Consider the following 12,990-nt stretch of genomic DNA (forward strand, 5'->3'; position numbering starts at 1 on the left):
GGCCTGGCCTTGCCGATGAATTCCTTATTGGCGCTTTTGGGTAGAAGGGGTGGGACGAAGTCTCCCACGGTCTGTACTGGCTAGAGTCAGAATCGGGCTTTTAGTCCCACCCACCCCTTCAAGTCTAAACATACAAGCGGGCTTGCTCGCGAAAGCGGTGTAACTGGCGCCGAAGATCTCAGGGCAGTTCGATCCGCTCATTCTCGCCCGGTACGGTCGGCCAATCTCCGGCCGCCCAGCGTCGGCGGGCCTCATCGATCACCGCGGGATCGCTGGCGACGAAGTTCCAGTTGATCCGCCGCGGTCCGTCCATGGGCGCACCACCGAACAGCATGGCGTGGCAGTCGCTTTCGGCGAACAGGTCCATTTCTTCCCCGGCAGGCAGCACTACCAGCGAGTGCGGCTCAATCGGCTCGCCATTGAGCTGGGCCTCACCGTCCAGCACGTACAGCGCGCGTTCTTCATGCTCGGTGGGGATCAGCAAGGTCGTCGCCGTTTTCAGCTCAAGCTCTGCGTACAACGTAGGGGAAAGCACCGGCACCGGTGACTCCAGGCAAAAGCCTTTGCCGGCAATCATCCTGATCTTCACCCCGAGGTTATCGCTGACCGGCAGGCTGGCGGCCGGGTGATGGCTGTAATGGCCGGGACCTTGTTCGTGCGCTTTGGGGGAGGCCAGCCAGATTTGCAGGCCGTGCATCTTGAAGTCGGTATCCCACAGCGCTTTTGGAGTGCGCTCAACGTGTGCAATCGCACTGCCTGCGGTCATCCAGCTGACGTCACCCGGTTTCACGATCTGGTCGGAGCCCAGGCTGTCCTTGTGCTGGAGTTCGCCTTCGAACAGATAGGTGAGGGTGGACAGGCCGATGTGCGGATGCTGGCGGATGTTCATGCCCTGGCCTGCCGGATAGCGGGTTTCAAGCATGTGATCGAAAAACACGAATGGCCCGACACTGCGGCATTGAGCTGACGGCAGCGGGCGCAGGATTGGTTGGCCTTCGACATCTTCGGTGCGCGGGCGGATCACGAGCGGGCTGTTCATGGTGCATTCCAGGCTGTACGAGTGATGCTGCCGAGCATAACCCGCACAGCCTGTGTTTGCCGCTATTGGCTGAAGGCGCCTTCAGACAGGTGGGTCTCGATGGTCACTTCGCTGGTGGTCATCAGCTTGTGGATCGGGCAGCGGTCGGCCACGCGGTGCAGCTCTTCACGCTGGGCGTCGGTAAGTACGCCTTTGAGGGTCAGTTTGACGTGCAGGGCGTATTTGCCTTTCTGCTCCTGGCTGTTGTCGTGTTTGACCTCGACTGTGACGCCGGTCAGCGGGATTTCCTTCTTCTGCGCGTAGAGCTTGAGGGTCAGGGCCTTGCAAGCCCCCAGGGCTGCATCGAAGTAGTCGTGGGGTTCTGGTGCGGAACCTTCGCCGCCGAAGGCTTTGGGCACGTCGGCGAAGAGTTGATGGTCGTCGATCTGGATGCTGTGACGAAAACCTTCGCTGGATTCGGTATTGACGGTAATGGTCATGACAAACCTCATGGGCAGAAAGAAAGAGTGTGCGTCAGGAAAAGACCTTGCAGTTATAGAGCATCTGGCGATTCAGGTGTTCCACTGGCTTATCGATCGCCCAATAAAAACGCCCCGAACCAGTCGGGGCGTTTTCATGTGCAGCGAAGCAGCGGGGCTTACTTGCCCTGCCAGCGCTTCAGGACCAGGGTGGCGTTGGTGCCACCGAAGCCGAAGCTGTTGCTCATCACGGTGTTGATGGTGGCGTCTTCGCGAGTCTTGGTCAGGATTGGCATGTCAGCCACTTCCGGATCCAGTTCTTCGATGTTGGCAGAACCTGCCATGAAGTTGCCTTCCATCATCAGCATGCAGTAGATCGCTTCGTGAACGCCGGCGGCGCCCAGGGAGTGACCCGACAGGCTCTTGGTGGAGCTGATGGCCGGAGCCTTGTCGCCGAAGACTTCACGCACGCCTTTCATTTCCGCGACGTCGCCGACCGGAGTCGAAGTGCCGTGGGTGTTCAGGTAGTCGATCGGCGTGTCGACGGTGGACATGGCCATCTGCATGCAGCGGATGGCGCCTTCGCCGCTTGGCGCGACCATGTCGTAGCCGTCGGAAGTCGCGCCGTAGCCGACGATTTCCGCGTAGATCTTCGCGCCGCGGGCCAGAGCGTGTTCCAGCTCTTCGACCACGACCATGCCGCCACCGCCGGCGATGACAAAACCGTCACGCTTGGCGTCGTAGGCACGGGAAGCTTTTTCCGGTGTCTCGTTGTACTGGCTGGACAGTGCGCCCATGGCGTCGAACAGGAACGATTGGCTCCAATGCTCTTCTTCACCGCCGCCGGCGAACACGACGTCCTGCTTGCCCATCTGGATCTGTTCCATGGCGTTGCCGATGCAGTGAGCACTGGTGGCGCAGGCAGAAGCGATGGAGTAGTTCAGGCCCTTGATCTTGAATGGCGTGGCCAGGCAAGCGGAAACCGTGCTGCTCATGGTCCGCGTTACGCGGTATGGGCCGACGCGCTTGACGCCTTTTTCGCGCAGGATGTCCAGCGCTTCCATCTGGTTCAGGGTCGATGCGCCACCGGAACCGGCGATCAGGCCGGTGCGCGGGTTGGAAACCTGCTCTTCGGTCAGGCCGGAGTCAGCAATGGCGTCTTTCATGGCCAGGTAGGCGTAAGCCGCCGCGTGGCCGACGAAGCGATAGATCTTGCGATCGATCAACTCTTCGAGTGGCAGGTCAATGGAGCCGGAAACCTGGCTACGCAGACCCATTTCGGCATATTCCGGGTTGAACCGGATGCCAGGGCGGCTTGCACGCAGGTTAGCGGAGACGGTCTCTTTGTCATTGCCCAGGCACGAAACGATGCCCAGACCAGTGATAACGACGCGGCGCATGCGGATAACCCTTAGAAGTTGTCAGTGGATGTGAATACGCCGACCCGAAGGCCTTCGGCGGTGTAGATCTCGCGGCCGTCGACGGTGACCGAACCATCGGCGATGGCCAGGTTCAGCTTGCCCTTCAGGACGCGTTTGATCTGGATGTTATAGGTAACTTTTTTGGCGGTCGGCAGAACCTGGCCAAAGAATTTCACTTCGCCCGAACCCAGGGCGCGACCGCGGCCCGGCAGGCCTTGCCAGCCGAGGAAGAAGCCGACCAGCTGCCACATGGCGTCGAGGCCCAGGCAGCCCGGCATCACCGGGTCACCTTCGAAGTGGCAGGCGAAGAACCACAGGTCCGGAGTGATATCCAGCTCGGCGACCAATTCACCTTTGCCGTACTTGCCACCCTCTTCGCTGATATGAGTGATGCGATCCACCATCAGCATGTTCGGGGCGGGCAGTTGCGCGTTACCAGGGCCGAACAGCTCACCGCGACTGCAGCGCAGCAGGTCTTCCCGGGTAAAGGCGTTTTGTTTGGTCATGCGAGCTCCTCAATAGTCCCATGCGGCAGGTGGGGCAAATCTTCCCGGCCGATCGAAGCGTTCATGCTTCGAACCGGCAGCCTACTCATAGACTATTGCGTTGTGGTGAAAGTCACAGCACAAGGGACATGAATGTACACTTGTGCACTGAAATTATTTTTCAAGCCCGATTCCGAGCTGTCAAGGTGCCTAAGACTGCCGCACTTTCGCCTTTCACGCCAGTCGCAGATGGTCGATCGCTCTCCACTACCGTACCCAACGTTGCAGAATTTGCTGCAGATCAGTGCGTTTGAAAGGTTTGGCCAGATAATCGTTCATCCCCGCCGACAGGCAGGCCTCGCGGTCACCCTGCAACGCGTTGGCGGTCAGGGCGATGATAGGCAGGTCGGTGCAGCCGGGCAGTTGACGGATCTGCCGGGTGGCTTCGTAACCATCGATGACCGGCAGCCGGCAATCCATCAGAATCGCCTCGAAAATCAGGCTCTCGGCACTGCGTACCGCCTGTGCTCCATCGGTCGCAACGCTGACAGTAAAGCCCAGACTGCGCAGCATCGCTTCGATGACGGTCTGATTCACCGGATTGTCCTCCACCAGCAACACATTGCGCCCCTCGCCGTGGTCGTTGCCGGCAGGTGTGCGCGGTGCCAGGGCCGGTAGCGTCTGCCTGGACAGCGCCAGCGGAATTTCCAGGGTGAATACCGAGCCTCGGCCTTCCTCGCTCTGGGCGCGCAGTGTGCCGCCCATTCGCTCGGCCAGCGTGCGCGCAATCGGCAGGCCCAGGCCGGTGCCGCCGTAACGTCGCGATATCGAGCTGTCGGCCTGCTGGAAGGCGTTGAACATCAACTCCAGGCTTTGCGCCGAAATGCCTATCCCGCTGTCGCGCACGGTGCAGGTGAACCACAGCAATTCGTGGTCCAGCGATTGCCATTGCGGCTCGATCGTTACCCGGCCTTTTTCGGTGAACTTCAAGGCATTGCCAATCAGGTTGACCAGGATCTGCCGGATCCGCGTCGGGTCGCCTTGTACCTGCAAGGCTTGCATGTCGTCCGGGATCTGCAGCTCCAGGCTCAGGCCGCGTTGCATTGCGCTGTGCTGGAAAGCCTGGGCGCAGCTGTTGATCAGCTCGGCGAGGTTGAACGGGATGTGCTCCAGCTCCAGGGCCGAGCGTTCGATGCGCGAGAAGTCGAGAATGTCGTTGATGACCTTGAGCAAGTGCTCGGTGGACTCCGAGGCCAGCGCGGCGTACTCGATCTGTTCCTCGGTCATGTCGGTGGTTTCGAGCAATTGCAGCATGCCCAGCACGCCATTCATCGGTGTGCGCAATTCATGGCTCATCATCGCCAGGAAGTCGGACTTGGCGCTGTTGGCCTTTTCCGCTTCTTCGCGGGTCTGGATCAGTTGCGCCATGGCCTGATGCTGCTCGCGGCTGGCGAGCTCAAGGCCATCGGCAAGGTTGTTGATGTGGCGCGACAGGTCGCCCAGTTCGGAATCGTCGACGATCGGCAGCGGTGTTTTGTAGTTGCCTTGCTGAATCGCCTTCACCGCATTGCCCATGGCGCTGATGGGCTCCGACAGGCTGGCGGCCAGGCGCCGCGCCAGCAGGAAGGTAAAGAGCAGGGCGAACAGTGCGAGGATCGCGGCCTTGAGCAGGATCTCCTGTTGCCGCTGGCTGAAGGCATCGTTGGACATGCCGACGACGACGCGCCCCAGATAGTCTTCGGAAGGGCCGATGGCGGGTGGCGGCCCCTGCAGGAAATCGTCGCTGAGCCTGATCCGTTGCAAGCGCACCGGTGCTTGAAACACTTCGACCTGTTGCGAGCGCTGGTGGTTTTCCGAGGGCTGCTCGACGTGCACCAACACCTTGTTGGCGTTGTCCTGTACCTCGAGAAAACGCACGTGCGGCGTTGTCAGTGAGGCTTTCATCAGGCTCTCGAGCACCTCATTGTTGCCGGAGATCACCCCGTATTCGGTGGCCGGGGCCAGTTGATTGGCGATCAGTTGGCCGGTGTGGTTGAGCTCCTGGCGTAAATCCTGAATTCGCACGACGGTAAAGAAACTGATCAGCAGCAACGTCAGCAGCAGCGCCGGGCCGAGGCTGATGATCTGGGTGCGGGTATTGATGCCCCAATGGTGGCGCAGGTTCATGGGCGGTTTTCTCCTTCGGCCAACTGCGTTGCAACAGCCGTGGGGTCAATCTGTTCGATGCCTAAGGAACGAGCGACTTGCGGGTTACTTAATACCTTGAAGCGCTGCGGATAGAGGGTGCGCGGCCAACTGGCCGGCGGACGGTCAAGCAAGTTGCCAAGAATGGCCAACCAATCGCCCTGATCGCTGTAGGTGCTGGCCAGGCTGCCGGCCTTGACGAACCCTGCGTTGGGGCCGATCAATGCAAGTTGTCGGCCATAGCTGCTGAGCAGCAGGTTCTTGGCAGTTTTGGGGTTGTACAGGTCAGGGTCGTCGAGTCCCAACAGCACGTCGCTATTTTTCAGCAGCGCCTGCAAAGGCCGGCTGTCATTGGTGTTGTCCCAGCGTTCGGCGACGATCTCCAGCCCGAGCCGGTGCGCGGCATGGTGCAGCTCCTTGAGCAGAAATTCGCTGTTCGTCCCGTACAGCACGCCGACCCGTCGGACTTGCGGCAACAGGGCCTGGATCAGCTGAAGTTGGCGGCCTGGCGGTGGATCACTCCACAGCAGGCTCAGGTGCAGGGGCAGGGCATCACCCAAGCGCTGACTGGCTTGCAGGCGGCTGATGCGCAGCACCAGCGTCGCCGGTCCCTCGCTGTCTTGCAGGCGCCAGTCGAGGCTCGGCAGGTCAAGCAGGATCAGCCGGGTCGTGTCGGGTAGCCGGGACGGCGCGGGGAGGTCGGCCAAGCGTGCGAAGCGCACCGTGTCTTCAGGGCGCTGCTCGGCCAGGGCGCGGGTAAAGGCCCGCACGCCGGGGCTGTCTTCGGCGCCGGTCAGCAACACGTCGGCAGCGCGCACGGGCAGACTGCCCAGGCAGACAAGCAACAGTCCCCAAACCCAAGGCCGGCGGCTTCGGGGGGAGCGGCTGCGTGTCTGGATGAGGCCCATGTCAGAACTCTAACTCGGCACTGAAGTAGAGCGCATGGCGCGAGTCATAGTTGTTGTCGACGAAGGTGGTCGGCTGGTTGTCGAGACGTTGTTGCAGGATGCCGGCCAGTTCGAGGTTGGCCTTGCCCAATGCGATGCGTTTGGCGATGCGTGTGTCGACACGTTCGAAACGGTAGCCGTTGAGTGCATCGTCACCATAGTAGAACAGTGCGCTGTTCCAGCCATTGCCCCAATCGCGCAGCCAACCGGCGGAGCCGCTGTTGCGTGCGCTGAATTGTTCGTCCAGAGGGTTACTGGCCGTGGCATCGACATAGGCGTAGGTCAGGCGCAGCCGGTCGGCGTCGCTGACGCGCCAGTCAAGCTGGGTTTCAGTGCCACTGAAGCGCGAGGCATTGCTGTTGCTGGCGATGTACTGATTGTTGCGCAGCGGCTCGCTGATCATGTCGGTGATTTCGTCGTAGAACAGTTTCACGTCGACGTTCAGCCCAAGGTCAGCGAAGAAGCCGTTATACCCCAGTTCGCGCGAACGCATGTGTTCTTGATCGAGGTTGCCGGGACCACGGGTCTTGACGAAGTAACGGGCACTGGACTGACCGTAGGCACCGGGGCTGAGGTTGGTCACCTGATAGCTCCAGTTGACGTTGTTCTCGAACATGTCGGGTGAGCGAATGGCCTCCGAATACACCGCACGCAGGCCGTGGCGCGGGTTGATCAGGTAATTGATCGCGACTCGTGGAGTCAGCGAGTCACCGATCAATTGGGTCTTTTCGTACATCGCGCCGCCTTGCAGCAGCCAGTGCTCGGTGGCACGCCACTCCAGTTGGCCGAACAACCGCCAGATCGAGTCGTCGAGGGTGCCATTGAAGTACGTTTCGGAGTCGGCCCGGTCGTATCGATAGTTCATGCCGCTGACCAGCCGCAGGCTGTCGGAGAGGCTCAGGGTGTCCTGCAGTTCAAGGTCGTAGCGCGACTCGCGGGCGCTCTGGTCGATATCACCGCAGACCGTGCGGTTGGCGCCACCTTTCCATTGATCGAGCACCTGGTTGGCCAGTGCCTGCTCGGCCGGCGTGCCGTGCGGTGCACCGGTGCCGGTATAGCTTTCCATGTGCCGCGCCAGGCGCTCGGCATAGTTGGGGTTGAGCTGCCAGAGTTGGGTGAGCTCCGGGCTGAACGACACTTCGGCGTCGCAGGCGCGCCAGACTTGCTGACGATCCCAGTGCTGCGCCGAACCCTGGACGTAAAGGCTGTGATCCGGATTGATCTCCAGGTTCCAGCGCAACGAACCGGCGTAATCCTTGGCGATCACGTCAGAGTTGTCGCCAGCCGAGGTAATCCCGGAAAACACCGGGCGGTAGGTATAAGGCCGCTGGTTGGTACCGTCTTTGGCATTCAGTTGCCAATCGATGCTTTGCTGCTCGTTGAGCGTCTGGCTGACGGCCAGGTTGACGCGGTTCAAGCGACGACTGTCGCGGTAGTCCGCTCCCAGGCGGTTCGAGTCGAAACCGTCGTCTTCCTGGCCGGACAGCGACAAGCGCAGGTCGCCGGTCTCCCAACCGGTGCCCTGGCTGGCGTACCAGTCGTTGATCCCACGTTCACCGCGAGTGACTTTCAGCCGCGTGCCGTGGCTGTTGGCCGGTGCGCGGGTGATGATGTTGACCACCGCCATCAGCGCGTTGGCGCCATAGCTGACGGTGTTCGGACCACGGAATACCTCGATGCGCTCGATGTCTTCCATGGCCACCGGAATGTCGCTCCAGTCCACGGTCGCCAGACCTGCGCGGTACACCGAACGGCCGTCGATCAACACTTGCATGCGTCGCGCTTCGCTGGCGTTGGTGCCGTGATAGTTCACCGCGGCCTGGTTGCCGCTGACGTTCCCGACCATCATCCCCGGCACCAGCCGCAGCAATTCGCTGATGTCGCGGGCACCGCTGGCCTTGATCAATTCGCTGTCGATCACCGTCATGCTCCCCGGCACGGCGGCCGCCGACTGTTTGAGTCGGGTGGCAGTCAATACCTGGGGCAGCGTGGTGTTGTCGAGAAACAGGTCATCGGCCAACAGCGGGTCGCTGAGCATCAGCGCCAGAACCAGCGAGGAGCGAAGGTGAGGAGGGCCAGCAGACACGGTACAGCCTTGATCGCAGTTGATTGCCGCGCATGTTAACCGAGCTGATCGAGTTTTCCAGTCACGTTACCGGCATTTTCCCAGGTTTTGGAGGTCTGCTTCCTACAAGTGCCGCTAATTGATAGAGGGGCTGGCCGACGCTGGACCGCCCCGTATAATGCGGCTATCGCCACTGGTATGGATTAACGGATTGCATATGACTGAACAGCGCCCGATTGCGGTCCTGGGAGGCGGAAGTTTTGGTACCGCCGTGGCTAATTTGTTGGCCGAGAACGGTCATCAGGTCCGGCAGTGGATGCGCGATCCTGAACAGGCCGAGGCCATTCGGGTCAACCGCGAGAATCCACGCTACCTCAAGGGCATCAAGGTTCACCCTGCGGTGGAGCCGGTCACCGACTTGCTTGCCACCCTCAATGAGTGCGACCTGTGTTTCGTCGCATTGCCCTCCAACGCCCTGCGCTCGGTACTCGCACCCTTTGCCGAGCGCCTGAGCGGCAAGTTGCTGGTGAGCCTGACCAAAGGCATCGAGGCCCACACCTTCAAGCTGATGAGCGAAATTCTTCAGGAAATCGCACCACAAGCGCGCATCGGCGTGCTGTCCGGGCCGAACCTGGCCCGTGAAGTGGCCGAGCACGCGCTGACCGCCACAGTGGTCGCCAGTGAAGACGAAGAACTCTGCCAGCGGGTCCAGGCGGCATTGCACGGTCGGACCTTTCGCGTGTACGCCAGTGCCGACCGTTATGGTGTGGAACTGGGCGGGGCACTGAAAAACGTCTACGCGATCATCGCCGGCATGGCGGTGGCGCTGGGCATGGGCGAAAACACCAAGAGCATGCTGATCACCCGGGCATTGGCGGAAATGACCCGCTTTGCGGTGAATCAGGGGGCCAACCCGATGACGTTCCTGGGGCTGGCCGGGGTGGGCGATCTGATCGTCACCTGCTCGTCACCGAAAAGCCGCAACTATCAGGTCGGTTTTGCCCTTGGCCAGGGCATGAGCCTGGAAGAGGCGGTGACGAGCCTTGGTGAAGTCGCCGAAGGGGTCAACACCCTCAAGGTACTCAAGGCCAAGTCCCAGGAAGTCGGGGTTTACATGCCGTTGGTCGCCGGTTTGCATGCGATCCTGTTTGAAGGACGCACGCTCAATCAGGTGATCGAGCTGTTGATGCGCGGCGAGCCGAAAACCGATGTCGATTTTATCTCCACCAGCGGTTTCAACTGAGTCCCCCATTGACAGGGGCAGGGAGCGAGACATGAACGATCCAAAAGTAGCAGCCAAGTACGAATCCATCCTGCTGCGCGTGCTGTGGATGCTGGTGTATGTGCTGGTCTGGCAAGTCGCGCAATTGATCCTCGGCGCCGTGGTGCTGGTGCAGCTCATCTATCGGTTGATCTATGGGGCACCAAACGCCGGCCTGATGAATTTCGGTGACAGCCTCAGCCAGTTCCTGGCGCAGATCGGTCGCTTCGGCAGTTTCCACAGCGACCAGAAACCGTGGCCATTCGCCGATTGGCCGACTCCGCGTGCACCGGAAGGCGAGGCCCCGCACGCTGTACCGCCAGCGCCGCATCCGGCCCGTGATGAGGAGCCAAAGCTATGAAACTCTGGGTGTTGCGTCACGGTGAAGCCGAGTCTCACGCCCGCAGCGATGCTGAGCGGGAGTTGACTGCACATGGCCGCGAAGAAGTGCTGCGCAGTGCCGCGCAACTGATCGGCCAGCCGATTCAGGCGATCATCGCCAGCCCGTACATGCGGGCGCAGCAAACCGCACAGTTGGTGCGTGAAGTGCTGGGTTTTGAGCCGGAGATCCGCACCGAGGGCTGGCTGGCGCCAGACAGCAATCCGTTGACCGTCGTCGATCAGCTCGACACGGCGGATAACCTCCTGCTGGTCAGCCATAACCCGCTGGTGGGGAGCCTGATCGGCTACTTGCAGCACGGGCATTTGCGTGCGCCGCAGCCGATGAGCACGGCCAGCCTGGCCGAGCTGGAAGCTGATTTGCCGTTGGCCGGGGGCATGACGCTCAATAGCGTCAAGAACCCGTAATCTGCGGGGGGCATGGATAATCTGTAGCAGCTGCCGAACGCAGGCTGCGCCAGCTGCTACGGGAATGCGTGCTCCTGGCTGGATTTTGTTTTGAAATAGCCAACCAAGCAACTGCTTGGTTGGCTACGCTTGCCGCCATACCGAACAAAAAGGAGCGCATCGCATGTCCGCCGCTTTTCGTTTGCCGCTGCAAGTGTTCTACGAGCGTGAAGCTCGCCATCCCCGCCAGCGTTTTCTGGTCCAGCCGGTGGGCGGTGGTCAGGTCGAGACGTTGACCTGGGCCGACGTCGGCCACCAGGCGCGGTGCGCCGCTCACTGGCTACGCGCCCGGGAACTGCCTCAAGGCAGCCACATTGCACTGATCTCGAAAAACTGCGCGCACTGGATAATTGCCGACCTGGCGATCTGGATGGCCGGGCATGTCTCCGTTCCGTTGTACCCCAACCTCACCGCCGATTCGCTGGCCCAAGTGCTCGAACATTCCGAAGCCGCGCTGGCGTTCATTGGCAAGCTGGACGATTGGCCGGGCATGTCCAGAGGCGTCAGCGCCGATTTGCCGACCATCAGCCTGCCGTTGTGTCCAGCGGGTGACTTTGATTTCAGTTGGGCCGACCTGCAACGCAGCTCACCGATACAGGACGACCCAACGCCCGACGCCGACCAGTTGGCGACGATCATCTACACCTCCGGCACCACTGGCTTGCCCAAAGGCGTGATGCACAGCTTCGGCAACCTGGGTTTCGCCACGACTTACGGCACGCAGTTGTTTGGTCTGAATGAGTCGGACCGGTTGCTGTCGTACCTGCCGCTGTGCCACGTCGCCGAGCGGATGTTTGTCGAGCTGGCGTCGATCTATACCGGGCAAACGGTATTTTTTGCTGAAAGCCTCGACACGTTTCTCACCGATTTGCAGCGCGCGCGACCCACGGCGCTGTTCGGCGTGCCGCGCATCTGGAGCAAATTCCAGATGGGCGTGTACAGCCGAATTCCGGCGAAGCGCCTGGATTTCCTCCTTGGCTTACCGATCATCGGCAAGCGGGTCGGGCACAAGGTGCTCGCAGGTCTGGGGCTGGATGCCTTGCGCATCGCCTTGTCGGGCGCCGCGCCGGTGCCGCCGGCGTTGCTGCACTGGTACCAGCGCCTTGGACTGGAGGTGCTTGAGGTCTATGGCATGACCGAAAACTGCGGCTATTCCCATATTTGTCGGCGGGGCCAGAATAAATCTGGCTGGATTGGCCAACCGTGTCCGGAGGTGGAGGTGCGGATCGAGGAATCGGGCGAGGTGCTGGTGCGCAGTGGTGCAACCATGCTCGGCTATTTCAAGGAGCCGCAGAAAACCGCCGAGACGATCACCGAGGACGGCTTTCTGCGCACCGGTGACAAGGGCGAGCAAGACGCCGAAGGCAACTTGCGCCTGACCGGGCGGCTCAAGGAAATCTTCAAGACCAGCAAGGGCAAGTACGTCGCACCGGCGCCGATTGAAAACCGTCTGGCGGTACATTCGCGCATCGAGCAGGTGTGCGTGGTCGGTGACGGCCTGAGTGCGCCACTTGGTCTGTGCGTGCTCTCGGCAGTGGGCCTGCAGGACGCCGCCAGCGTGGCGCGCAATGCCTTGCAGTCGAGCCTGGAAAGCTTGCTCGACGAGGTCAACGGTGCCCTTGATAAACACGAACGCCTGCGCCAACTGGTGGTGGTCAAGGACAGCTGGGCGGTGGAAAACGGCTTTCTCACGCCGACACTGAAGATCAAGCGCAACGTGATCGAGGCCGTGTATGGCGCACGGTTTGAAGAATGGAGTGCACGCAGCGAAGCCGTGCTGTGGCAGGATTGACCCGAAATAAAACCAGGAGAGGAAGTAGCGATGAGTCTGTGGCGTACCGTTCCCAACATTGAACAGTTGAACGCGATTCAGAAAAACACCATCGGCGAAGTGCTGGATATACGCTTCGAGGCGTTTGATGACGAGTCGCTGACCGCCAGCATGGTCATAGACCATCGCACCCACCAGCCCTACGGTTTGCTGCATGGCGGCGCCTCGGTGGTACTGGCCGAAACCGTCGGCTCCATGGCCAGCTTCCTGTGCATCGACCCCGGCAAATTCTATTGCGTGGGCCTGGAAATCAACGCCAACCACTTGCGCGGCCTGCGCAGCGGTCGGGTAACGGCGGTGGCCAAACCGATCCACATCGGCCGCACCACGCACGTCTGGGATATTCGCTTGAGCAGTGATGAAGGCAAGGCCAGCTGTGTGTCGCGGTTGACCATGGCAGTAGTACCGTTGGGTGAAACGCCGCCGGCTCGTTGAGGTTTAACCGGCCTCTGG

12 protein-coding genes are annotated in these 12,990 nt (G+C 61.1%); 5 read left to right on the forward strand and 7 right to left on the reverse strand.

The genetic code is table 11. The features are described 5' to 3' along the window. Positions 1–178: 178 nt before the first annotated feature. From AC1DIH_RS06615 to AC1DIH_RS06645, 7 genes are all read right to left on the reverse strand, one after another. Entirely contained in the window at positions 179–1,039 is an 861-nt protein-coding gene (locus tag AC1DIH_RS06615) for a pirin family protein (RefSeq protein WP_477771090.1), read from the reverse strand. A gap of 62 nt (positions 1,040–1,101) precedes the next feature. Next, positions 1,102–1,518, reverse strand: a complete 417-nt coding sequence (locus AC1DIH_RS06620) for an OsmC family protein (RefSeq protein WP_262111085.1) — start codon at positions 1,516–1,518, stop codon at positions 1,102–1,104. Between the two features lie 158 nt (positions 1,519–1,676). Next, positions 1,677–2,897 (reverse strand): beta-ketoacyl-ACP synthase I, encoded by a 1,221-nt coding sequence (gene fabB, locus AC1DIH_RS06625; RefSeq protein WP_019692305.1) that lies wholly within the window; start codon positions 2,895–2,897, stop codon positions 1,677–1,679. A gap of 11 nt (positions 2,898–2,908) precedes the next feature. Continuing rightward, positions 2,909–3,424, reverse strand: a complete 516-nt coding sequence (gene fabA, locus AC1DIH_RS06630) for a 3-hydroxyacyl-[acyl-carrier-protein] dehydratase FabA (protein ID WP_017127984.1) — start codon at positions 3,422–3,424, stop codon at positions 2,909–2,911. Positions 3,425–3,670: 246 nt separating this feature from the next. Continuing rightward, entirely contained in the window at positions 3,671–5,569 is a 1,899-nt protein-coding gene (locus AC1DIH_RS06635; RefSeq protein WP_477771091.1) for an ATP-binding protein, read from the reverse strand. Continuing rightward, a complete protein-coding gene (locus AC1DIH_RS06640; RefSeq protein ID WP_477771092.1) occupies positions 5,566–6,495 on the reverse strand; it encodes an ABC transporter substrate-binding protein in 930 nt (309 codons plus the stop codon). The genes AC1DIH_RS06635 and AC1DIH_RS06640 overlap by 4 nt, the downstream gene beginning before the upstream one ends. Before the next feature lies 1 nt (position 6,496). Then, positions 6,497–8,620, reverse strand: a complete 2,124-nt coding sequence (locus AC1DIH_RS06645) for a TonB-dependent receptor plug domain-containing protein (RefSeq protein WP_477771093.1) — start codon at positions 8,618–8,620, stop codon at positions 6,497–6,499. Between the two features lie 196 nt (positions 8,621–8,816). On the opposite strand from AC1DIH_RS06645, the gene AC1DIH_RS06650 reads away from it, so the two are divergent. The 5 genes from AC1DIH_RS06650 (at position 8,817) to AC1DIH_RS06670 (ending at position 12,972) form a co-directional block, all read left to right on the forward strand. After that, positions 8,817–9,842 carry an NAD(P)H-dependent glycerol-3-phosphate dehydrogenase gene (locus tag AC1DIH_RS06650; protein ID WP_477768395.1) on the forward strand — a complete coding sequence of 342 codons (1,026 nt, stop codon included), beginning with the start codon at positions 8,817–8,819 and terminating at the stop codon, positions 9,840–9,842. Positions 9,843–9,873: 31 nt separating this feature from the next. Then, positions 9,874–10,221, forward strand: coding sequence for a DUF4389 domain-containing protein (locus AC1DIH_RS06655; protein WP_054593407.1), 348 nt, complete (start codon positions 9,874–9,876; stop codon positions 10,219–10,221). Then, positions 10,218–10,667 carry a phosphohistidine phosphatase SixA gene (sixA, locus tag AC1DIH_RS06660; protein WP_477771094.1) on the forward strand — a complete coding sequence of 150 codons (450 nt, stop codon included), beginning with the start codon at positions 10,218–10,220 and terminating at the stop codon, positions 10,665–10,667. The genes AC1DIH_RS06655 and sixA overlap by 4 nt, the downstream gene beginning before the upstream one ends. A gap of 163 nt (positions 10,668–10,830) precedes the next feature. Then, complete coding sequence (locus AC1DIH_RS06665; RefSeq protein WP_477771095.1) at positions 10,831–12,498, forward strand: AMP-binding protein; 1,668 nt, start codon at positions 10,831–10,833, stop codon at positions 12,496–12,498. 30 nt (positions 12,499–12,528) lie between these two features. Beyond that, on the forward strand, positions 12,529–12,972 hold the full coding sequence (locus AC1DIH_RS06670; protein WP_477771096.1) for a hotdog fold thioesterase: 444 nt from the start codon (positions 12,529–12,531) through the stop codon (positions 12,970–12,972). Positions 12,973–12,990 lie beyond the last annotated feature (18 nt).

Source organism: Pseudomonas sp. 05N36, assembly GCF_056397385.1.